Source organism: Blastococcus sp. SYSU D00820 (assembly GCF_054050695.1).
Genome location: NZ_JBJGZW010000022.1, coordinates 35118 through 55094, shown reverse-complemented (window position 1 = coordinate 55094; position 19977 = coordinate 35118). Strand labels below are relative to the sequence as shown.

Sequence of the window (19977 nt, the reverse complement as noted above, 5' to 3'; positions counted from 1 at the left end):
TGCCGCAGGAGGCGGCGGCAATTGCTGGCAACCGATTGCCGCGTGATCTGGGTGACACCGAGCATGGCCGGTATGGCCACCCCCGCCCTCGCCCGGCACCCCGACCGGCTCCTGCCCGTGGAGCCCGGAGTCCGCTCGATCGCGCGCCGGCTGTACGACGCAGTGCGAGACCTGCCCATCCTGTCGCCGCACGGCCACGTGGATCCCCGGATGCTCGCCGACGACGTCCCGTTCAGCGATCCCGCGGCGCTGTTCGTGACGCCCGACCACTACGTGACCCGGCTGCTGCACGCGAGCGGGGTTCCGCTCGCGGAGCTCGGCGTCGGCCGCGGTCCGCTGCCCGAGGCCGAGGCGCGGGCGGTATGGCGCCGGCTGTGCGAGCGCTGGGACGTGCTCGCTGGAACGCCCACCCGCTACTGGCTCGAATCCGAGCTCGCCGACCTGTTCGACATCGGGGTCCGCCCATCGGCGGCGACGGCGGACGACGTCTACGACCAGATCGCCGAGCGGCTGGGCAAGGACGCCTACCGGCCGCGCGCGCTCTTCGAGCGTTTCCGGATCGAGTTCCTCGCCACCACCGACGACCCGTGCGACGACCTGGCGGCCCACGCGCGGCTCGCGGCCGACCCGTCCTTCGGCGGGCGGGTGGTCCCGACCTTCCGCCCCGACCGCTACCTCGAGCCCGCGGCACCGGGGTGGCGGGACGCCGTCGCCCGCCTCGGCGAGGTCAGCGGTACCGACACCGGCAGCTACGGCGGGTGGGTCGTGGCGATGGAACGGCGGCGGGAGGTCTTCCGGGCGCACGGGGCGACCTCGGCCGACCACAGCCACGAGGACGTCGGCACCGCACCGCTGGAGGCCGTCGAGGCCGAGCGCGTCTACGCCGCCGCCTTGGCGGGCCGCGCGACACCGCAGGAGTGCGTCGCCCTACGCCGGCACATGTTGCTGGAGATGGCCCGGATGTCCTGCGACGACGGGCTGGTCATGACCATCCACCCCGGCGTGCGCCGCAACCACCACTCTCCCACGCTGCGCGCCCACGGCCCCGACACCGGCCACGACATCCCGCTGCGCACGGAGTTCACCGACCCGCTGCGCCCGCTGCTGGAGCGCTTCGGCACGCACCCGGGCCTGCACCTGGTGCTGTTCACGCTGGACGAGACGGTGTTCTCCCGGGAGCTCGGCCCGCTCGCCGGCTTCTACCCGTCGGTCTACGTCGGCGCCCCGTGGTGGTTCCTGGACGCCCCGGAGGCGGTCCGCCGATTCCGTCGCGCCGTCACCGAGTCCGCCGGCTTCCGCCGCACCTCCGGCTTCATCGACGACACCCGGGCCTTCTGCTCGATCCCCGCGCGCCATGACATGTCCCGGCGACTGGACTGCGGGCACCTGGCCGGCCTGGTCGCCGAGCACGTGCTCGACGAGGACGAGGCCGCGGAAATCGCCGTCGACCTCGTGGTCGGCCGGCCCCGCGAGGTCTTCAAGCTGTGACCCGCCTGCACCGGACCACACCGGCCCCGCCGGTACGGGTGGTCCACCTCGGTCTCGGCGCCTTCTCGCGCGCCCACCAGGCCTGGTACACCGGCCGCGCGGCCGACGGCGCTGAGTGGGGCATCGCCGCGTTCACCGGGCGCCGCCCCGACCTCGCGGACGCCCTCGCCGGCCAGGATGGGCTGTTCACCCTCGTCACCCGCCGGGCCGATGGCGACGACCACGAGGTGGTCGGCTCGCTGGCCCGCGCGGTGCCGGGCGGGGACCACGCCGCGTGGCTGTCCGCCGTCGCCTCGCCGGACGTGCGGGTCCTGACGACGACCGTCACCGAGGCCGGCTACCTCCGCCGACCCGGCGGCGGCCTAGACCTCGACGCGCCTCCGGTCGTCGCCGACGTCGTCACCCTGCGCGCCGACCCGCAGGCCGCGGTGGCCACGGCTCCCGCCCGGATCCTGGCCGGCCTGGCCGCTCGCCGCGCCGCCGACGCCGGTCCGGTCACGCTCGTGCCCTGCGACAACCTGCCCGACAACGGCGCCGTGCTCGCCGGCGTGCTCCGCGACCTCGCCGACGCCGTGGACCCGGGACTTCTCGGCTGGCTGGACGCGCACGTCGCCACCGCCACGACGATGGTCGACCGGATCACCCCGCAGCCCACCGGCGCCGACCGCGCGGCCGTGCTGGCCGCCACCGGCGTCAACGACGCCGCGCCCGTGGTCACCGAGCCGTTCAGCGAGTGGGTCGTGTCCGGGGACTTCCCCGGTGGCCGCCCGGCGTGGGAGACCGCCGGCGCCGTGTTCACCGACGACGTCGCGCCGTTCGAGCAGCGCAAGCTGTGGCTGCTCAACGGCGGGCACTCCCTGCTGGCCTACGCCGGCTCCCTGCGCGGGCACACGACCGTCGACGAGGCGGTGGCCGACGAGGCCGTCCTCACCCTGCTGCGGCAGTGGTGGGCGCTGTGCACCCCGCACCTGGCGGTGGGCCCGGAGGAGGCGGCGGCGTACTGCGCCGCGCTGGTGAAGCGCTTCGCCAACCCCCGAATGAGACACGCGCTCGTCCAGATCGCCACCGACGGCTCGCAGAAGCTGCCCGTCCGGCTGCTGCCCGTGCTGCGCGCGGAGCGGGCCGCCGGCCGGCTGCCCGACGTCGCGGTCACCGTGCTGGCCGCCTGGGTGCTGCACCTGCGCGGCGCGGGCGCCCCGGTGCGCGACCTCCGCGCCGCGGACCTGCAGCCGCTCGCCGCGGAGCCGGCCGCGGTGCTCGCGGCGCTGGACGCCGGCCTGGGCGACGATGCTGCCTTGGTCGCCGCGGTCCGCTCGCGGTGCGCCGAGCTGTCCGGACGACGGTGACGGGAGCGCCGGCCGAGGTCGTCATCGGCCTCGACGTCGGGACGACGGCGGTCAAGGCGGTCGCGTTCGACCCGGCCTCGCCGTGGCGGGCGTCCGCGCTCCGCGGCTACCCGCTGCTGCAGCCGGCACCCGGTCACCAGGTGCAGGACCCGGCCGCCGTCCTGGACGCGACCCTCGCCGCGCTCGCCGAGTGCGTCGCCGCGTGCGGTGGCGCGCGGGTGCTGGCCGTGTCGGTCAGCACCGCGATGCACGGGCTGCTGGCGCTCGACGCCGACCGCCGGCCGCTCACCCCGCTGCTCACCTGGGCCGACTCGCGGGCCACCGTCCAGGCCCGGGCGCTGCGCGCGGACGGGTCCGCGCGCGACCTGCACCGGATCACCGGGACGCCGGTCCACCCCATGTCGCCGCTGATCAAGCTGGTGTGGTTCCGCCTCTCGGACCCGGACACATTCGCGCGGGCGCGCTGGTGGGTGGGCCTCAAGGACCTCGTGCTGCTGGAGCTGACCGGGCGGCTGGTCACCGAGCTCTCCTCCGCCTCGGCCACCGGCCTGCTCGACCTGGCCACGGCGGAATGGTCGCCGCTGGCACTCTCCCACGCCGGCGTGGCGGCCGGGCGGCTGCCCGAGGTCCTCTCCCCCACGGCGCTGCTGGAGCTCGCCACCGCTCCGGCGGCGCGGGTCGGCCTGCCCGCGGGCACGCCCGTGGTGGCCGGCGCCGCCGACGGGCCGCTGGGCAATCTCGGCACCGGCGCGCTGTCGCCGGGTACCGCCGGGCTGTCCCTGGGCACCAGCGGCGCGGTCCGCATGGTCGTCGACCGACCCCGCACCGACCCCGACGGCAGGCTGTTCTGCTACGCCCTCACGCCGGACGCGTGGGTGGTCGGTGGGGCGATCAGCAACGGCGCCCACGTGGTCGACTGGGCGGGACGGGCACTGGCGCCCGACCTCGCCGCCTCGAGCGAGGCTGCGCTCCTGGAGCTGGCCGCCGCGGTGCCCGCGGGCAGCGAGGGGCTGGTGATGCTGCCCTACCTCGTCGCGGAGCGGGCGCCGTTGTGGGATCCGGACGTGCCCGGTGCCTACCTGGGCCTGCAGCGCCGGCACGGCCGAGGACACCTCGTGCGCGCGGCCGTGGAAGGCGTCGCCCTGCAGCTGGCCGCGGTGGTCGACCTGCTCGACGGCGTCGAGCCGGTCCGGGAGGTCCGGGCCACCGGCGGGGCGTTCCGGTCGCCGCTGTGGCGGTCGGCGGTCGCCGCGGCGATCGGCCGGCCGGTCGTCGTCACCGACGACGCCGGCGGTAGCGCGCTGGGCGCCGCCGCCCTGGGCTGGCTCGCCCTCGGCCGCGCCGACCGCCTTGCGGACGCGGCCGCCGTCCTCGGCGCTGGCCCGGCCTCCGCCGCGCCGCACCCGGTGGCGGCCGCCGACGTGGCCGCGTTCGCGCGCCTGCGTCAGGCGGTCCCCGAGGTCCTCGGCCGGTACGCCGCGGTGGCCGGCCTGCACGCCGGCCGCCGGTGAGTCCCGCTCAGGCGTCGTCGCCGACGAGCAGCCGCAGCGCCGCCACCTGCGCGGAGCCGGGATGGCTCCGCTCGGCGCCGCGGACCACGTCCCGGGCGTGGTCCCGCTCGCCCCGCCGGACCAGGACCATCGCCAGCCCGAGATGGGCACCCAGGTGCTCGTCGGGGGTCAGCCGCCCCGCCCCGGCCTCCGCGTCGCGGCGGAGCGCGTCGCAGTAGAGCCGGACGGCGTCGTCGTCGTGGCCGAGCCGGTCGTGCGCCCACGCCCGGTGGTAGGTGAGGTCGGCCCGGACGTCGTCGCAGGACTCCAGCAGTGTGAGGGCTTCCTGAATCCGCTGCTGCGCGGCGAGCTCCCCGGCGCGGGTGACGAGGTCCCGCACGGGATCAGGAGTGCTCACCCGCTCAGTCTCCCGGAGGCGCCGGCCCGCGGCTCACGCGCTCGGCGAGACCGAGGGCCTGAGCCAGGACCAGCTTCACGGGACGGTCCAGCGCCGTGGCCGCGCGGACGACGTCCTCCCACTCGGGCATGGCGTTGACCACGCGCCCGTCGTGGGCGAGACCGAGCTTGACCGCGACGGGCTGGCCATCAAGGTCGACGGTCCGGAAGGCGCGGGTCAACGTGTGCCGGGCGACGACGGTCTCGCGGACGCCGAGGGTGGTCGTCTCGCGCAGCAGCGTGCCGCGGACGGCGGCCAGGCCGGCGGGGTCGACGAGGGCGCTGACAACGTGCGCGGGCCGGCCCTTCTTCATCAGGACCGGGGTCAGCCAGGCGTCCCGCGCCCCCGCCGCCAGCAGGGCGCCGATGACGGCCGGCCACGCCCGGGGGTCGAGGTCGTCGACGTTCGCCTCGAGCTGGACGAGGGCCTCGGCCCCCCCGTCCCCCGGCACCTCCCCCACGACCAGGCGCACCACGTTGGGGCGGGAGTGCGGGTCCCGGCCACCGGCACCGGTCCCGGTCACCGGCGCCTGCAGCAGCGGCAGGTGCCCGGACGCCGTGGCGAGCGTCGTCACCAGCGCCACCCCGGTCGGCGTCGCGAGCTCCTCGTCGTCCGGGCCGCCCCGGGCCGGCAGGTCCGTGCCGGCCAGCAGCGCCAGCACCGCCGGGCCCGGCACCGGCAGCCGCCCGTGCGCCGTGCGGACGGACCCGCCGCCCAGCGCCACCGGCGACACCACCAGCCGGTCGAGGCCGAGCGCGGCAAACCCGGCGCACACACCGACCACGTCGGCGACCGCGTCGAGCGCGCCGACCTCGTGGAAGTGCACGTCGTCGGCGGGGACGCCGTGCACGGCCGCCTCGGCCCGCGCCAGCGCGGCGAACACCGCCGACGCCGAGGACCGCAGCGGCTCCGGCAGCCGGACGAGCAGGCCCCGGACGTCGGCCCAGGTGCGGTGCGGCTGTCCCTCCTCCGGGGCGTCGACGTGCACCCGGATGGCGGCCAGCCCGGCCCGGCGGATCTGCTCGGCGCGCAGGGCGATCGGCAGGTCGAGGGGGTCGAGCGCCGCGGTGAGCGTCTCCAGCGGCACCCCGGCGCCGACCAGCGCCCCCAGCAGCATGTCCCCGGACACGCCGCTGCTGAGGTCGAGCCACCCGACCCGGGTCACCGTGCGGTCCGGCCGGCGGCGATGCTCCGGGCGACGCGAGCGGCGAACACCCCGGCGCCGAAGCCGTTGTCGATGTTGCAGACCACCACCCCGGGCGCGCAGGAGTTCAGCATGCCAAGCAGCGCTGACAGCCCGCCGAAGCTCGCGCCGTAACCGACGCTGGTGGGGACGGCGATCACCGGCGTTCCCACCAGGCCGCCGACGACGCTGGGCAGCGCGCCCTCCATGCCCGCCACGACGACGACGACGTCGGCGTCGGCGAGCACCTGGCGGGCGGCAAGGACGCGGTGCAGTCCCGCGACGCCGACATCGGTCACCCGGGCGACGCCCGCGCCGTGGGCGCGGATCGTCGCCGCCGCCTCCGCCGCCACCGGTTCGTCAGACGTCCCGGCGCTGACCACCGCCACCACCCCGGCCGGCGGCGGGAGGGGTCCGACCACGACGGTCCCGCGATCGACCAGCAGGTCCGGCCAACGCGCGGACAACGCAGCGACGGTGTCCGGGGTGGCGCGCGTGACGAGGGCGGGGCGCTCGGGCGCCGCCATCCGCAGGGTCCCGACGATGGCCACCACCTCGTCGGCCGTCTTGCCGGCGCCGTAGACCACTTCCGGATGGCCGGTGCGCTGCAGTCGATCGGTGTCGACGCGGGCGAAGCCGAGGTCGACGAAACCAGGGTCGCTCAACGTGCCACTGGGGTGAGCGTGAAGGCTCGACCCGGCCGGTAGGGCTGCTCGTCGAGATCCGCCGTCCGGATCGCCGGGTCGACGGCACGCATCGCCGCGAGGACCTCGGCGACCAGCGCCCGCGTCACTCGTGTCCGGTCGACCGAGGGCACCTCGATGCTGACGTGGTCCCCGCGCAGTCGGCACCGGACCACCGTGACGCCGGTGCGTGCCGTCAGCAGGGCCTCGCCCACCTCCACGGCACGCAGCCGGACCGCGGTCACCGGCGTACCCGTGTAGAGCCGGCTAGCCAGGCACGGCGAGGCAGGGAGTTCGGCGCAGTCGAGCCCGAGGTCGCGGGCGAGGGCACGCACATCTGCCTTGGTGGCGCCGACTTCGACATAGGGGTGACGGACCCCCGCCTCGGCCGCGGCCCGCAGGCCCGGGCGGAACTCCCCCAGGTCGTCGACATTGGCGCCGCTCAGCGGCGTGTGCGTACCCCCGAGCACCCCGACCAGGTCGTGGATCGCCTCGTACAGATGGGACTTACAGACGTAGCAGCGGTCGCGCGGGTTGGCCAGGTACCGCTCGTCCTCGAACTCCTTCGAGCGGACCGTCCTCAGGTCCCATCTCTGCTCCGCGGCCAACCGGAGGACGCGAGCGGTGGCGGCGGCGGGGACGGCCGGGGTGATGCTGTGCACCACCAAGGTGGTGGCCGGTGATTCACGGTGAGCCAGCGTCGCCAGCGTGAGACTGTCCACGCCGCCGCTGCAGGCGATGGCGCGGGCAGGCAGACGGGCGAGCCAATTCAGCAGCTGCGGCCTCATGTCCATCCCTCGCTCCGGCGGCCGGCCGGAACGGCCGCCCCCCGCATCCCACCCGAGCGGGCATGCCGCGGCAACCGCTTGCCGGATGTTGCCGGGCACCGGACGACGCCGACACGTCCCCGCCGACCTCGGCGATGATCACCTCGGCAACCTTCTCTCTCCCACCCCGGGGATCGTCTGCAGCAGTTCCAACTGGTGGATCCAAGGCGCGAACGCCTGCGTGATGACTGCGTTGAGCTCGGTCTAATCAGTCTCCACCGGCTCGGCCCGGGCGGGCCTGGTACGGCAAGCGCAGCAGTCCAGAAGAACCGGGTCAGGTCACGGCAGCAACTTCCAAGGAGTCACCGGCTCAACCATGAGCCCCTCCCTCAGCGGCAGCCGCTAGGCCAAGTACGTCCGCATAGATGCGCCTTACCTCGCTTCCACCACCTGGCTCGAGCTACTGCCGGACGAGGACTGCCAGCGGGCGACGCAGCGGCAGCCCTCCTGCCGCGGAAGGCGGGCGCTGTTCGCGAGGCCCGCCGTCCGCAATATCAGGCATCAGGCGTTGAGCTCTCGCCCGGCCGCCGCGCGGGCGAGTGTGCGCACGGTGCGGGCGGCCTCGGCGGCGACGAGATCGGTCTCGGTGGGGAAGCCGCGCATGTCGAGGGGAAAGCCGCGGGTGAAGCCGCCGCGCGGGAGGTAGGCGTAGCCGTGCACGATGGCGGTGAAGCTGCGCAGCAGCGGATTGGCCGCCATCACGTCGCCGGTGATCGTGATCGCCGGCCACAGCAGCTGGTCGAACAGCGCCCGGGTGACGTCGCGGCGCTCCTCGTCGGGGACGTCCTGCAGCTCGTCGGCGAGGATCAGCTCGAACGCCGCGCCGTGGGCCAGGGTGTAGCGGACGTAGACGGCGGCGAGGGTGGCCAGCGCCTCCACCGCCTGGGTGACCGGGTCGTCGTCCCCGGCGCGGGAGACCCGTTCCTTCTCGACCGCCTCCGCCATCTGCTCAGACAGCCGCCGGCCAGCCGCGGTGGCCGCCGCGGACAGCAGCGGGCTGCGGCTGGCGAAATGCAGGTAGGGCGCGGCGGAGCTTACTCTGGCGCGCCGGGCACCGCCGCCCCCGGCTACACGGGACGAACTCGTCAAAGCGGCCCGGACGGTCGCCGCGGCCACTCGCGGCGACCGTGGCTGCCTGGCCTACTCGTTCGCGAGGTCTGGAGCGACCGCGCGGCCCTGGAGGCACACATGAGCCACGACCACACGCAGCGGTTTCTCGAGATCCCCCCCCACTGGGTCACGGGGGACCCCATCATGCAGTTCCACGAGGTGCCGGGCTCGACGATCGACTGAGGCGGCCGGGTGCGGGGGCAACCGCCAAGGCACGCGGAAGGCACGGCGTCGGCCTGAGCAGGCGCTGACCACCGAATTGGCGCCTCGAGGGCCAAGCCTTCCAAGCTGGCCATGCGGGTTCGATTCCCGTCACCCGCTCCACGCGCTGACCGACCGTTTCCCGTCCCTCGACCTACGAACCGACCTCTTCCGCCGCGTCCGGGTGGCAGCCGGTCCGTACCGACAGGATGGTGTTCACGTACGCCCCGAACAGCAGCACGGCGCCGTACCCGTCGCGGAATTGCACCTCGTGGTCACCCGGCCGATCGACCACCGTCTCCGGCGGCGCGAACCCGTAGCGCTCGAGCACCGTCCGGACGGCGTGGACGGCGTCGAGCCAGTCCGCGTCCGCGATCCCACCCGCCGCCGTGAGGCGCGGCAGTCCCCACTCGACGAGCCGGGGCTCCTCGTTCCCCGGGCACAGGGCGCGATGGAGTTCGCTGCTCCGCTCCCACGAGCGCGGACCGAGGCGGTCGTCGACCGCCCGCTGCGCCTCCGCCCGGGCTCGCTCGTAACGAGCGGCGATCTCCTGGATCGACGGCGTGCTGGGCTGTTCAGCGTCGGACATTCCGAGATCCTCCTGACCGGCGGTGCATGCGGGACGGGCGGTCGGGACCGCGCACCGCGACGACGGGACGCCACCCGACCGTCACGGGAGCCCGCTTCGCAGACCCGGCACCAGGACATCACCGGCACCGAAGCCGGTGCCGACGACCTGCCGGTCGGGCATGCCGCCGACGACCACGGCGATGTTGTACTGGCTGGTGGTGCCCGGCCTGACGTACTCGCTGTGGCCCACCGACTCGGTCAGCCGCCGTCCGTCCGGTAGCACCGTCTCTCGCGCCGACAGGGGCACCTGCCCCGGGAGCAGGTTCGGGTCCGTACCGAAGTGACCGGCGTCGGCTACCGGGTCGCGTCGAGCCTCGATCACGTGCACGTGACCGGACGGCACGTTGAGGTCGTCCACGTCGTTCACGCTGAGCCCGGGTGATCCGAAGAAGACGGCGTCGTCGACCCCGCTGGCCTCCTGGAGGCCGAAGCCCGTGGTCGTCGAGCCGTAGGAGTGCCCCAGGGCCGTCAGGTGCGGATCCGAAGGCCGTGACGCGTTGATGCCGTCGAGGAAGGTCGCCAGGTCCTGGCCGCCCTCGCGCGCGGCGTTGTCGTTCGCCACCGACCGGTCAGGGTTCACGAGGTCCCAGCCGGCCTGGGGGGCCGCGTACCCGAGCCATGCCACGGTCGCCACCGTCTCGTCACGACCCGCGCGGTCGAGCTCGTCGAGCGTGCGCTGCTGGAGACGGTCCATGTCGCGGTCGTAGCGCTCCAGGCTGTCCTGCACGTTGCTGGTGAAGCCGGGCGTGAAGACGGCCACGTGGTCAGCCGTGTCCACGTCGCCGACGGCGATCGCCGCTCGCACCAGGTCGCCCCGGGTGTCCAGCACGAGCAGTTGACGGTTGTCCTGCTTGAGGACGTACTCGATGCGATCCAGGGCCTCGAGCTTCGCCTCCGTGTTCTCCAGTGCCGCATCGGCGTTCGTGAACCATCCGCCGAATCGGTTGTCGGCGAGGTCGGCGCGCAGGCGGTCACGTTGGGCCTCCAGTCGCGCGCGCTCGTCCCCCAGCCAGGCCCTGTTCGCGTCGTCACGCACGGCAGCAGGAAGGCCGTCGAGCCGGCCCAACCACTCGGGATGGTCACGGAGCAGCTGTGCCCGGTCCATGGGCGACAGCGAGCCCCACCAGGCCGCGTTGTCCGCCGGACTGCCTCCTGACGGCGGACGTCCGGGGCCGGGACCCGCCGAGGTGCCGCCCGGTCCGGCCGGGCCACCTCGACCGTCGGACTCGCTGGCGGCCACCTGCTCGGCGGCCTCGCTCTCCAGCCGCTGCGACACCTCGTACAGCCCTGCGGCCGCGGCCGACAGCACCGGCCCGTGCCGCTGCTCCCAGACCTGCTGGAAGGCGTCCGCGTCATGCCCACGCCAGGACACCGAGAGCAGAGCCGACCGCACCACGCCCTGCACCGACTCCAGCTCGCTCCCACTCTGGAGCATGAGACGGGCGAGACCACGCACGGCCTCGACGTCCATCCCGATCACAGTCACGCGTGCCCCTCTTCCGACGACGGCCTCCGGCTACCGCGAGATGCCGTCCTGCTCCTGCGGCCGAACGGTATGTCTGATCAGCCCGCGTCCCGGTGAGGTCGACGTGAGCCCGTCGTGTCCCGCTCCGCCCGCCCCTCCCGCCCCACCACGTATCGGCACGAGTGATCGGGCTCCCCGCTACCGGTGTCGCCCCCGACGTCCTCGGCCTGGCGGTGCATCGGCAGTTGCCCCCGAGTCCGGGGTGACCACGACGCCCATCCATCGACGCTGGTCAGGCAATCGCACGTAACCGCGCGGCCAGCCAGGCGTCCCGCTCCCCCAGCGCCGCCTCGGCCATCCCGGTCGGGTGCCCGGTGAAGCCGTGCGGCGACTCCGGATACACCCGCAGGTCGACGGCCACCCCCGCCGCCACCAGCCGCGCCGCCATGGCGAGGTTGTCCTCCAGCAGCACGTCCAGCGCCCCGACCACCACGAGCACCGGCGGCAGGCCGCCCAGGTCCCCGAACACCGGCGAGACGTCGGGCAGCGTCCGGTCGGCCACGTGCCCGACGTAGGCCTCGAGGAAGTACTCGTCGGCGATCCGCCGGCCCGCGGGCGTCGTGCCGCTCAGGTCGTAGGTGCCGAACTGCAGCACCGCACCGGCGAACGCATCCGCGAGCCCGGCGTCCCGCAGCCGGAGCAGCGTCGTCATCGCCAGCGTCGCGCCGGCCGAGGTACCGCCGATCGCCAGACGGGTCGTGCCGAACCGCTGCTCCGCGTGCTCGACCAGCCAGCGCGCGGCCGCCGCGCAGTCGTCCGGCGCGGCCGGCCACGGGTCCTCCGGCGCCAGCCGGTGGTCGACGCCGACCACGGCGATGCCGAGCGCCTCGGCCAGTGCCGCGTCGCGCGCGTCCTGGCTCGGCGTCCGCCCCAGGTAGAAGCCGCCGCCGGGGATCTCCAGGCACACGCCCCGGACCTCGCCGCTCGACGGCACGGCGATCCGCAGCGGGCTCCGCCGCCCGCCCGCGTCGACGACGTGCTCGTCGGCCGGCGGGAGAGGAGGCAGCGCGGCCCGTGCAGCCAGCAGCTCCGGCAGCGAGGCCGGCCCGCGCCGCTCCCCCCGCGCCGCGTAGAACGCCCGCGCCTCCGGCACGTGCCCGGCGAGGTCGGACCGGATCAGGCGGTGCGGTCCGACGTCCACGCGACCTGCCTAACCGACCCGGGCGCAGAAGTCAGCCACCCCGTCGGTCGTGCAGGGGTGCCTGTCGGTCCACAGCCCCCCGCCGGCCGCGTGTCACCGTGGGCCCGGGACCGGGAGACAAGGGACACCGATGAGCATCGACGACTGGTTCGCCGACCGGCAGGACGGCTCGTTCGGCGACGCCGCGGACGACGAGGTCGTCGAGTTCACCCCGTTCGCCGAGCTGCCCCCGGAGTTCCCCGACGAGCCGCTTGCCGGCGGTGGCCGCGCCCAGGACATCGACGCCCTGCGGAAGGTGAACGGCCTGCCGCCACGGCGTCAGGAGCCAGAAGCGCGATTGCGGCTACCGGTCGAGCGACGGGCGCCGGCTCCCCGCAGCGTGGCGCCGGCCGAGCGCGTGCAGGTGCACCCTCGGGCAGCGCGAGTCCCGGCTGCTCCCCCGCGACCTCGGCCGCCCCCGCCCTCAGCCGGCGCCCGGGCCGGCACCGCCGCCACGGCCGCGGCGGGTGGTCCGGGTCCCCGAGACCTGCCCCGCGTGCGGCGTCGCCCCGCGCGAGCGGGGGCTCTGCGGCTGCTCCTGAGCGGCAGGATGCCCCCGTGCCCGACAAGGTCGACTTCCGGAGGACCCTCGACGCCTACCGGGCGAAGCGGGGCGAGTTCCGCGTCCTCGACGTGCCGGACACCCGGCACCTGATGCTCGACGGCCAGGGCGACCCGAACACCGCACCGGCCTTCGCCGAGGCGGTCGAGTCGCTCTACCCGGTCGCCTACGCGGTCAAGTTCGCCAGCAGGGACGACCTCGGCCGCGACTACGTCGTCCCGCCGCTCGAGGGCCTCTGGTGGGCCGAGGACATGAGCACATTCACCACCGCGCGCGACAAGTCGCGGTGGAGCTGGACGCTGCTGCTCATGGTCCCGGCCTGGATCCCCGGCGAGATGGTCGAGACGGCCATCGCGAGGAAGGCCCCGGCGCGGACCCCGCGCCTGGAGACGCTGGCCGAGGGCCGCTGCGTGCAGACGCTGCACGTCGGCTCCTTCGACGACGAGACGGCGGTGCTCCGGCACCTGCACGAGGACGTCGTCCCCGGACAGGGCCTGCGCCTGGCCGGCACCCACCACGAGATCTACCTGAGCGACTTCCGGAGGACCGCGCCCGAGAAGCAGCGCACGATCCTGCGCCAACCGGTCGCCCCGGCGGAACGTCCGGCGCCCCCGCAGCGTTGAGACGAGGGGCCCCGTCGTCCGGCCGGGCCGCCATCGGCGAAGAGAGTCATGAGCACAGCCCACATACCCCCGGCCGCGCACCCGCCCCATAGCAAGGGGGTGCGTGGCCGATGACAGAAGTGCTCTCCCTGCTCCTGGGTGTGCTGGTGGTCCTCGGGATCACCGTGCTCACCGGCTACTTCGTGGCCCAGGAGTTCGCCTACATGGCGGTCGACCGCGCCACCCTGGCCGCGCGCGCCGAGGCCGGTGACGCCGCCGCCGAGCGCGCCCTGAAGGTCACCCGCCGCACCTCGTTCATGCTCTCCGGCGCCCAGCTCGGCATCACCGTCACCGGCCTGCTGGTCGGCTACGTCGCCGAGCCGCTGATCGGCGACTCCCTGGGTGCGCTGCTCGGTGGCGTCGGCATCCCGACCGCGGTCAGCGTCGGCATCGGCGCCGTCCTCGCGCTGCTGTTCTCCACCGTCGTCCAGATGCTGTTCGGCGAGCTGTTCCCCAAGAACCTCGCCATCGCCCGGCCGGAGCCGGTCGCCCGCTGGCTGAGCGCCTCCACCACCGTGTACCTGGCCGTCTTCGGCTGGCTGATCACCGTCTTCGACGCGGCGTCGAACCTGCTGCTCAAGGCGCTGAAGATCGAGCCGGTGCACGACGTCGAGCACGCCGCCACCGCGCGCGACCTCGAGCACATCGTCGAGGAGTCGCGCGAGAGCGGCGACCTGCCGGCCGAGCTGTCGATGCTGGTCGACCGCATCCTCGACTTCCCCGACCGCGACGTCGAGCACGCGATGATCCCGCGCCCCCGCGTGGGCACCGTCTCCGAGACCGACACCCTCGGCCACCTGCGCGAGCTGATGGCGTCGGGCCACTCCCGCTACCCGGTCCTGGACGGCGCGGGCGACGTCGTCGGCGTCGTCCACCTGGCCGATCTGCTGGCCACCCCCCTGCCCGACACCGCCCGCGTGCCCGCCATCGCCCGCGAGCCCCTGGTCGTCTCGACCTACACCTCGCTGCCCGACGCGCTGCGCCACCTGGCCGAGACGCAGAACCAGATGGCCTGCGTCATCGACGAGTACGGCGGCTTCGCCGGCGTGATCACGCTGGAGGACCTCGCCGAGGAGTTGGTCGGCGAGATCACCGACGAGCACGACGACGACGTCGATCCGGCCTACGTGCCCGTCGAGGGCGACGGCGTCTGGGAGATGTCCGGCGACGTGCACGTCGACGAGGTCGAGCGCTCGCTCGGCGTCGACCTGCCGCGCGGCCCCTACGAGACGATCGCCGGCCTGGTCATCGCCGCTGCCGGGACGCTGCCCGAGCCCGGCACCACGCTGCCGGTCGAGCTGCCGCCCGACCCCGGCGACCTCGTCCACGACGACGCCCCGGCACCCCGACTGCTGCAGGTCCAGGTGCTCGCCGTCGACCGGCACGTGCCCTCGCGGGTGCGCCTGGAACTGCCCGACCGCACCGACGAGGAGACCGCCCGATGAGCGAGAACCCGTGGGTGGTGGCCGCCGCCACCATCGTCATCGTCGCGCTGTCGGCGTTCTTCGTGGCCGTCGAGTTCGCCGCGCTCGCGGCCAAGCGGCACCGGCTGGAGGAGGCCGCGCCGACCAGCCGGTCGGCCCGCGCCGCGCTGCGCAACTCCTCCGAGCTGACCCTGCTCCTGGCCGGCTCGCAGCTCGGCATCACCGCCGCGACCCTCGCGCTGGGCGCGATCAGCAAGCCGGCCGTGCACCACTGGCTCACCCCGCTGTTCGAGACGTGGGGCCTGCCGCTGGTCGCCGCCGACGTCGTCGGCTTCGTGCTGGCGCTGCTGATCGTCACCTTCATCCACCTCGTGGTGGGCGAGATGGCGCCGAAGTCCTGGGCGATCGCGCACCCCGAGCGCTCGGCCACCCTGCTGGCCGGGCCGATGCGGGCGTTCATGGCGGTGTTCCGCCCGCTGCTGCGGCTGCTCAACGTCACCGCCAACGCGCTGGTGCGCCGGGTCGGCGTCGCGCCGGCCGACGAGCTGGCCGTGGGGCACAGCCCCGACGCGCTGCGCCACCTGGTCGAGCACTCGGCCAACGTGGGCGCGCTGGACGCCAGCTTCTCCGAGCAGATCTCCGGTGCCCTGGAGCTGGAGCGGATGACGGTGCGCGAGCTGGTCACCGAGGGCGCCGACCTGGCCGTGGTGCCGGCCGACGCGACGGTCGCCGACGTCCGCCACCTCACCCGCACGACCGGGCACCTGCGCATCCTGCTGGGCACCCCCGACCGGCTGACCGGCGTGGTGCACGTCCGCGACACCCTCGCCTCGGCCGAGGACGAGCGGGCCGACACCCTCGCCCGGCCGGTGTTCGGCCTCGACGCCGGGACGACGGTGCACGCCGCGCTCAAGGCCATGCGCGAGACCCGCAACCACCTCGCGGTGGTCACCGACGGCGACACGGTGCTCGGCGTCATCACGCTGTCGGACGTGCTGCGCCGGCTGTTCCCGCCGCCGGCCCGGGCCGAGGAGCCGCAGCCGGCCTGACCGGCGCTCCGACGTTCGCGGCCGGACTCCCCTCGGGGTCCGGCCGCGCGGTCGCCCGATGACCGGGCGGGCCTTGACGCACTCCGAGCGCGGCTGGTGTCATTCCTGCAATCGTTTGTGACCACCGGGACAGCGCCGTCCGGCCGTCCGCGCAGCGATCGACCGTGAGGAACCCATGACCCTGACACCCAGCACCACGCCTGCGGGACTCGAGATCCACGGCACCGCCGAGGAGCTCTACGGCCGCGCCGGACTGCCCTTCGTCCCCGCCATCCGCGTGCCGGCGGGGATGGACCTGGTCTTCGTCGCCGGGTGCCTGGGCGAGCGCGACGCCGCGGACGACAGCATCGAGGCCGAGACCCGCCGGCTGTTCGAGCGGATGGCGCAGGTCCTGGACGCCAGCGGGGCGACCTTCGCCGACGTCGTCCAGGTCCAGAAGATCCTCGTCGACATCGACCGCGACAACGCCGCAGTCGTGGCGGTCATGCGGGAGTACTTCCCGACCCTGCCCACCTCGATGACCTGCCAGGTCTCCCGGCTGGTGCCGCCGCACCTGCGACTCGAGATCAGCGCCATCGCCGCCGTGCCGCCGCGGGCGCAGGCGTGAGAACCCTCCTCCGCGGCGCCCACGTCGTCACGATGGACCCCGACGTGGGCGACCTCGTCGGCGACGTCCTCCTGGACGGCGACCGCATCGTGCAGGTCGGTCCCACCATCGCCGACGGGTACGACGAGGTGGTCGACCTGCGGGGTTCGGTGCTGGTCCCGGGCTTCGTGGACACGCACATCCACCTCTGGCAGTCCGCCCTCCGGGGCCTGGCCTCCTCGTGCTGGGGGCGGGAGTACTTCGGGCTGGTGCACCCCCTGTCCGGGCGGCTGCGGCCGGACGACATGTTCGAGGCGACCCGCGGCGGCGCGCTGGAGCTGCTCTCGCACGGCGTCACCACGACCCTCGACTTCTGCCACGCCACCAACTCCGCGGCGCACGCCGACGCCTCCATCGCCGGGCTCACCGACGCGGGCATCCGGGCGCTGTTCGCCTTCAGCTTCCGACCCCGGCCCGAGGCGGGCAGCGACGAGCTGCCGACGTTCGGGTCCCGGGTGGAGGAACTGCAGCGCCTCGCGGCGGCGCACGACGGACCGGTCCGCATGGCCGTGTCGCTGAACAACATCGAGCACGTGTCCCCCGACGCCCATGCGGCGGAGGTGCAGGCGGCCCGGGAGCTCGGCCTGAAGGCGACCGTGCACGCCAACCTCCCCGGGCAGGTCGCGCAGAGCGCCGGGCAGGGCCTCCTGGGCGACGACCTGCTGTGGGTCCACTGCGGCCCGATCACCGACGCCGAGCTGGACCTCCTGGCCGAGGCGCGGTCCCCACTGCTCATCACGCCGGAGGTCGAGGCCGGCCAGATGGGCATCACACCGAACCTCGGGCGGGCGCTGCGCCGCGGCGTGCCGGTCGGCATCGGGACCGACTCGCCGACGGCCGTCAACGGCGACCCCTTCGTGCAGATGCGGATCGCGCTGGCGCTCGACCGCCACTCCGACTCCACCGTCGACCGGCTGGCCGGCCGGCCGCCGGCCCGCCGGGCCGGCTCCCCCGCACTGGATCCGCGGCGGGTCCTGGAGCTCGCGACGATCGGCGGTGCACGCGCCCTCGGGATGGACGCCGAGATCGGCAGCATCACGCCCGGGAAGTGTGCGGACCTCGTCGTCGTCGACACCGAGCCGTTCGGGCTCGGGGGCGCCGAGGCGGCCGAGCACGTCGTCCTGCAGGCGGGGTCGGGTGCGGTGGGCCGCGTCTACGTGGGCGGGCGGTTGGTGGTGGCCGACCGCCGGCTGCACCGCCCCGACCTGCCGGAGATCCGGGAGCGCCTGGCGGCGTCCCGCGACTTCCTGCTGGGTCGCACGCCGGACACGCAGTGGCCGGAGATGACGGCGGAGCTGCGCGCGCGCTACGAGGCCGGCCAGGGCCGGGCCTTCTGAGCCGGCGACCGGACCGGCAACCGGAACGGGGGTGGGCAACCGGCGCGCCGGCTGCCCACCCCCGTTCGGCATCGCCACCCGATCCAGGTGGCGACGGGGTCCTCAGCTGAAGCGGAAGGGCCGCTTGCTGTCGGCATGCCGCATCCGGTTGGCCGGGACGAACCGCTCGATCTCCTCGATCAGCTCGACGATGAGCTCGCGGACCAGGTCGTCCTTGAGGTCGCCCTGCGGGTCGAACGGACCGTGCCCGGCGTGCGGGACCTGGATCTCCGGCTTGCCGATCAGACCGGCGTCGAAGAACAGGAGGGTCTGCCGGAGCTGGTTCTGCCCGCGGATGGTGCCGCCGGGACCGATGGACGCGCCCATGAGCGCCACCGGCTTGAAGCGCAGCGGGTTGGTCGGCGGCGGGTAGCTCATCCAGTCGAGAGCGTTCTTCAGCACCCCCGGCGGGCCGTAGGCGTACTCCGGGGTGGACAGCACGACGGCGTCCGCCGCCTCGATCCGGTTCCGCAGGTCGGCGACCGGCGCGGGGAAGCCGGACTCCTGGAAGACGTCGTCGTTGAGGTGCGGGAGATCCCCGAGACGGTCGTAGACCTCGACGGCCATGGAGGACGGCGCCTCCTGCACGAACGCGCGGGCCAGGCCGGCGTTGTACGAGTTCTCCCGGAGACTTCCCACGATCACGAGCACGTGCAGCGGTTCAGGGTGGTCGGACATGTGCGGCTCCTCGCCCGGTTCTGCAAACGTTTGGCAGACCATAGGGGCGGCCGCAGAAGGGCGTCAACACCGTGCTAGAGGGCGCTCCGGCCCGGTCGCCGGTAGGTGTCTTAGGCGCACTTCTGCCAGTTCCGGTCGCCGTCTCCGGCGCGAGAGAGGGTCCGGCTGCGACAAAAGCCTCATGAGGGCTTACGCGCACCTGAGGCTTGCTCCTACAATCGGTTGCAACCCAAGGAGGAGTATCGTGACCGTCACCGACAGGCCCCAGACGCTCGCTGCTTCGAATGCGCACGCCGACCTCGTCCGCTATGCGGACTCACTCCAGCCCGACCTCTGGGAAGACGCGGCCGAGGTGGACCGCACCCGCGACCTCACCCCGCGGACCGTGCAGGCGCTGACCGACGGCGGCCTGTTCAAGCTCCTCGTCTCCGAGGAGTTCGGCGGGCATGCGCGGGGCGCGACGACCCTGCTCGAGGTCACCGCCGCCCTCGGCCGGGGATGCAGCTCGTCGGCCTGGGTGACCGGGATCCTGAACGCGAGCACCTACACGCTCACCCTCTTCCCGGAGCAGGCGCAGCGGGAGGTCTGGGAGAGCAACCCGCTCGCCCGGATCGCCTCCCCCATCCAGCCCACCGCCCAGGCGCGCCCGGTCGCCGGCGGCATCGTCGTCAACGGCAAGTGGGCCTACGCGTCGGGCTCCCTGCACGCGGACTGGGTCATCGGCATGGTGCCGCCGCTCGGTGACCCGGCGACCACGCCGCCGTCCCTGGTGCTCGTGCCCATGAGCGACGTGACGATCGAGGACACCTGGTACGTGACCGGCATGCGGGGCACCGGCAGCAACACGGTGGTCGCGTCCGAGGTGTTCGTCCCCGACCACCGCATCGCGCCGTTCGTCATCGGCTCCCCCGCCCCGCAGCACGCGCACCTGGCCGGCATCCTGACCGTCGCCATCCTCGGGCCCCAGCTGGGCATGGCCGACGCGGTGCTCGGCTTCGTCCGGGCGAAGGCGCACGGCCGGCCGATCGCGGTATCGGTCTACAGCAGCCAGGCCGAGGCCGCCCCGTTCCAGCTGGACGTGGCCGAGGCGGCGACGAAGATCGACACCGCCTGGCTGCACGCGCGGCGCGCCTCCGCCGACGTGGACGCCGCCATGGCCGGGGAGCTCGACCTGACCAGCGAGGAGCGGGCGCGGATCCGCGCCGACTACGCCTGGGCCAGCCAGCAGGCGCGGGAGGCCGTCGACATCCTCATGTCGGCACACGGCACCTCCGCGTTCGCCGAGTTCTCCCCGCTCAGCCGGATCTGGCGGGACATCGGCACTGCGAGCCGGCACGCGTTGTTCACCCTCAACGTGCCGTTCGAGATGTACGGCCGGACCCTGCTCGGGCTCGAGCCGCACGTGAGCCCGATGCTGTGAGCCCTGCCGGCGCCGGTAGTGGCGGGCGCCAGGGGGCGCC

General features: G+C 74.2%; 17 protein-coding genes and 1 pseudogene. 9 read left to right on the top strand and 9 right to left on the bottom strand.

Features of this window, described 5'->3' with window-relative positions:
• Positions 1-72: 72 nt before the first annotated feature.
• From uxaC to ACI79R_RS19275, 3 genes are read left to right on the top strand one after another with little or no spacing between them, the layout of a single operon-like run.
• The gene (gene uxaC, locus ACI79R_RS19285) at positions 73-1488 is read left to right on the top strand and encodes a glucuronate isomerase (RefSeq protein ID WP_456575279.1); all 1416 of its coding nucleotides are present in this window, start codon (positions 73-75) and stop codon (positions 1486-1488) included.
• On the top strand, positions 1485-2834 hold the full coding sequence (locus tag ACI79R_RS19280) for a mannitol dehydrogenase family protein (RefSeq protein ID WP_456575278.1): 1350 nt from the start codon (positions 1485-1487) through the stop codon (positions 2832-2834). The genes uxaC and ACI79R_RS19280 overlap by 4 nt, the downstream gene beginning before the upstream one ends.
• Positions 2831-4345, top strand: coding sequence for a gluconokinase (locus ACI79R_RS19275; protein WP_456575277.1), 1515 nt, complete (start codon positions 2831-2833; stop codon positions 4343-4345). The genes ACI79R_RS19280 and ACI79R_RS19275 overlap by 4 nt, the downstream gene beginning before the upstream one ends.
• A 7-nt stretch (positions 4346-4352) precedes the next feature.
• On the opposite strand, the gene ACI79R_RS19270 is transcribed toward ACI79R_RS19275, so the two are convergent.
• The 8 genes and pseudogenes from ACI79R_RS19270 to ACI79R_RS19235 all read right to left on the bottom strand — a co-directional run bounded on the left by ACI79R_RS19270 (position 4353) and on the right by ACI79R_RS19235 (position 12081).
• A complete protein-coding gene (locus ACI79R_RS19270) occupies positions 4353-4742 on the bottom strand; it encodes a hypothetical protein (RefSeq protein ID WP_456575276.1) in 390 nt (129 codons plus the stop codon).
• 4 nt (positions 4743-4746) lie between these two features.
• Positions 4747-5946, bottom strand: coding sequence for a nickel pincer cofactor biosynthesis protein LarC (larC, locus tag ACI79R_RS19265; protein ID WP_456575275.1), 1200 nt, complete (start codon positions 5944-5946; stop codon positions 4747-4749).
• Positions 5943-6629, bottom strand: coding sequence for a nickel pincer cofactor biosynthesis protein LarB (gene larB, locus ACI79R_RS19260; protein ID WP_456575274.1), 687 nt, complete (start codon positions 6627-6629; stop codon positions 5943-5945). The genes larC and larB overlap by 4 nt, the downstream gene beginning before the upstream one ends.
• Entirely contained in the window at positions 6626-7435 is an 810-nt protein-coding gene (locus tag ACI79R_RS19255) for an ATPase (RefSeq protein ID WP_456575273.1), read from the bottom strand. The genes larB and ACI79R_RS19255 overlap by 4 nt, the downstream gene beginning before the upstream one ends.
• 540 nt (positions 7436-7975) lie before the next feature.
• The gene (locus ACI79R_RS19250; protein WP_456575272.1) at positions 7976-8419 is read right to left on the bottom strand and encodes a hypothetical protein; all 444 of its coding nucleotides are present in this window, start codon (positions 8417-8419) and stop codon (positions 7976-7978) included.
• A 520-nt stretch (positions 8420-8939) separates the two neighbouring features.
• Positions 8940-9386 (bottom strand): annotated as a pseudogene (locus tag ACI79R_RS19245) (LppA family lipoprotein); the annotation flags it as partial.
• 69 nt (positions 9387-9455) lie between these two features.
• On the bottom strand, positions 9456-10886 hold the full coding sequence (locus ACI79R_RS19240) for an alpha/beta hydrolase (protein ID WP_456575271.1): 1431 nt from the start codon (positions 10884-10886) through the stop codon (positions 9456-9458).
• 286 nt (positions 10887-11172) lie between these two features.
• Positions 11173-12081, bottom strand: a complete 909-nt coding sequence (locus ACI79R_RS19235; protein WP_456575270.1) for an alpha/beta hydrolase — start codon at positions 12079-12081, stop codon at positions 11173-11175.
• A 597-nt stretch (positions 12082-12678) separates the two neighbouring features.
• Between ACI79R_RS19235 and ACI79R_RS19230 the strand changes: the two genes are divergently transcribed.
• The 5 genes from ACI79R_RS19230 to ACI79R_RS19210 all read left to right on the top strand — a co-directional run bounded on the left by ACI79R_RS19230 (position 12679) and on the right by ACI79R_RS19210 (position 17800).
• Positions 12679-13305: a GyrI-like domain-containing protein gene (locus ACI79R_RS19230; protein ID WP_456575269.1), complete on the top strand. Its 627-nt coding sequence runs from the start codon at positions 12679-12681 to the stop codon at positions 13303-13305.
• A 110-nt stretch (positions 13306-13415) separates the two neighbouring features.
• Positions 13416-14789, top strand: a complete 1374-nt coding sequence (locus ACI79R_RS19225) for a hemolysin family protein (RefSeq protein WP_456575268.1) — start codon at positions 13416-13418, stop codon at positions 14787-14789.
• Entirely contained in the window at positions 14786-15817 is a 1032-nt protein-coding gene (locus ACI79R_RS19220; protein ID WP_456575267.1) for a hemolysin family protein, read from the top strand. The genes ACI79R_RS19225 and ACI79R_RS19220 overlap by 4 nt, the downstream gene beginning before the upstream one ends.
• A 175-nt stretch (positions 15818-15992) precedes the next feature.
• Positions 15993-16424: a RidA family protein gene (locus tag ACI79R_RS19215; RefSeq protein WP_456575266.1), complete on the top strand. Its 432-nt coding sequence runs from the start codon at positions 15993-15995 to the stop codon at positions 16422-16424.
• Positions 16421-17800: an amidohydrolase family protein gene (locus tag ACI79R_RS19210; protein ID WP_456575265.1), complete on the top strand. Its 1380-nt coding sequence runs from the start codon at positions 16421-16423 to the stop codon at positions 17798-17800. Before ACI79R_RS19215 ends, ACI79R_RS19210 begins: the two co-directional genes overlap by 4 nt.
• A gap of 102 nt (positions 17801-17902) precedes the next feature.
• Here the strand turns inward: ACI79R_RS19210 and ACI79R_RS19205 are convergent, their stop codons facing one another.
• Positions 17903-18517, bottom strand: coding sequence for an NADPH-dependent FMN reductase (locus tag ACI79R_RS19205; protein WP_456575264.1), 615 nt, complete (start codon positions 18515-18517; stop codon positions 17903-17905).
• Between the two features lie 244 nt (positions 18518-18761).
• Here ACI79R_RS19205 and ACI79R_RS19200 point away from each other — a divergent pair, with 244 nt between their 5' ends.
• On the top strand, positions 18762-19937 hold the full coding sequence (locus ACI79R_RS19200; RefSeq protein WP_456575263.1) for an acyl-CoA dehydrogenase family protein: 1176 nt from the start codon (positions 18762-18764) through the stop codon (positions 19935-19937).
• Positions 19938-19977: the final 40 nt, after the last annotated feature.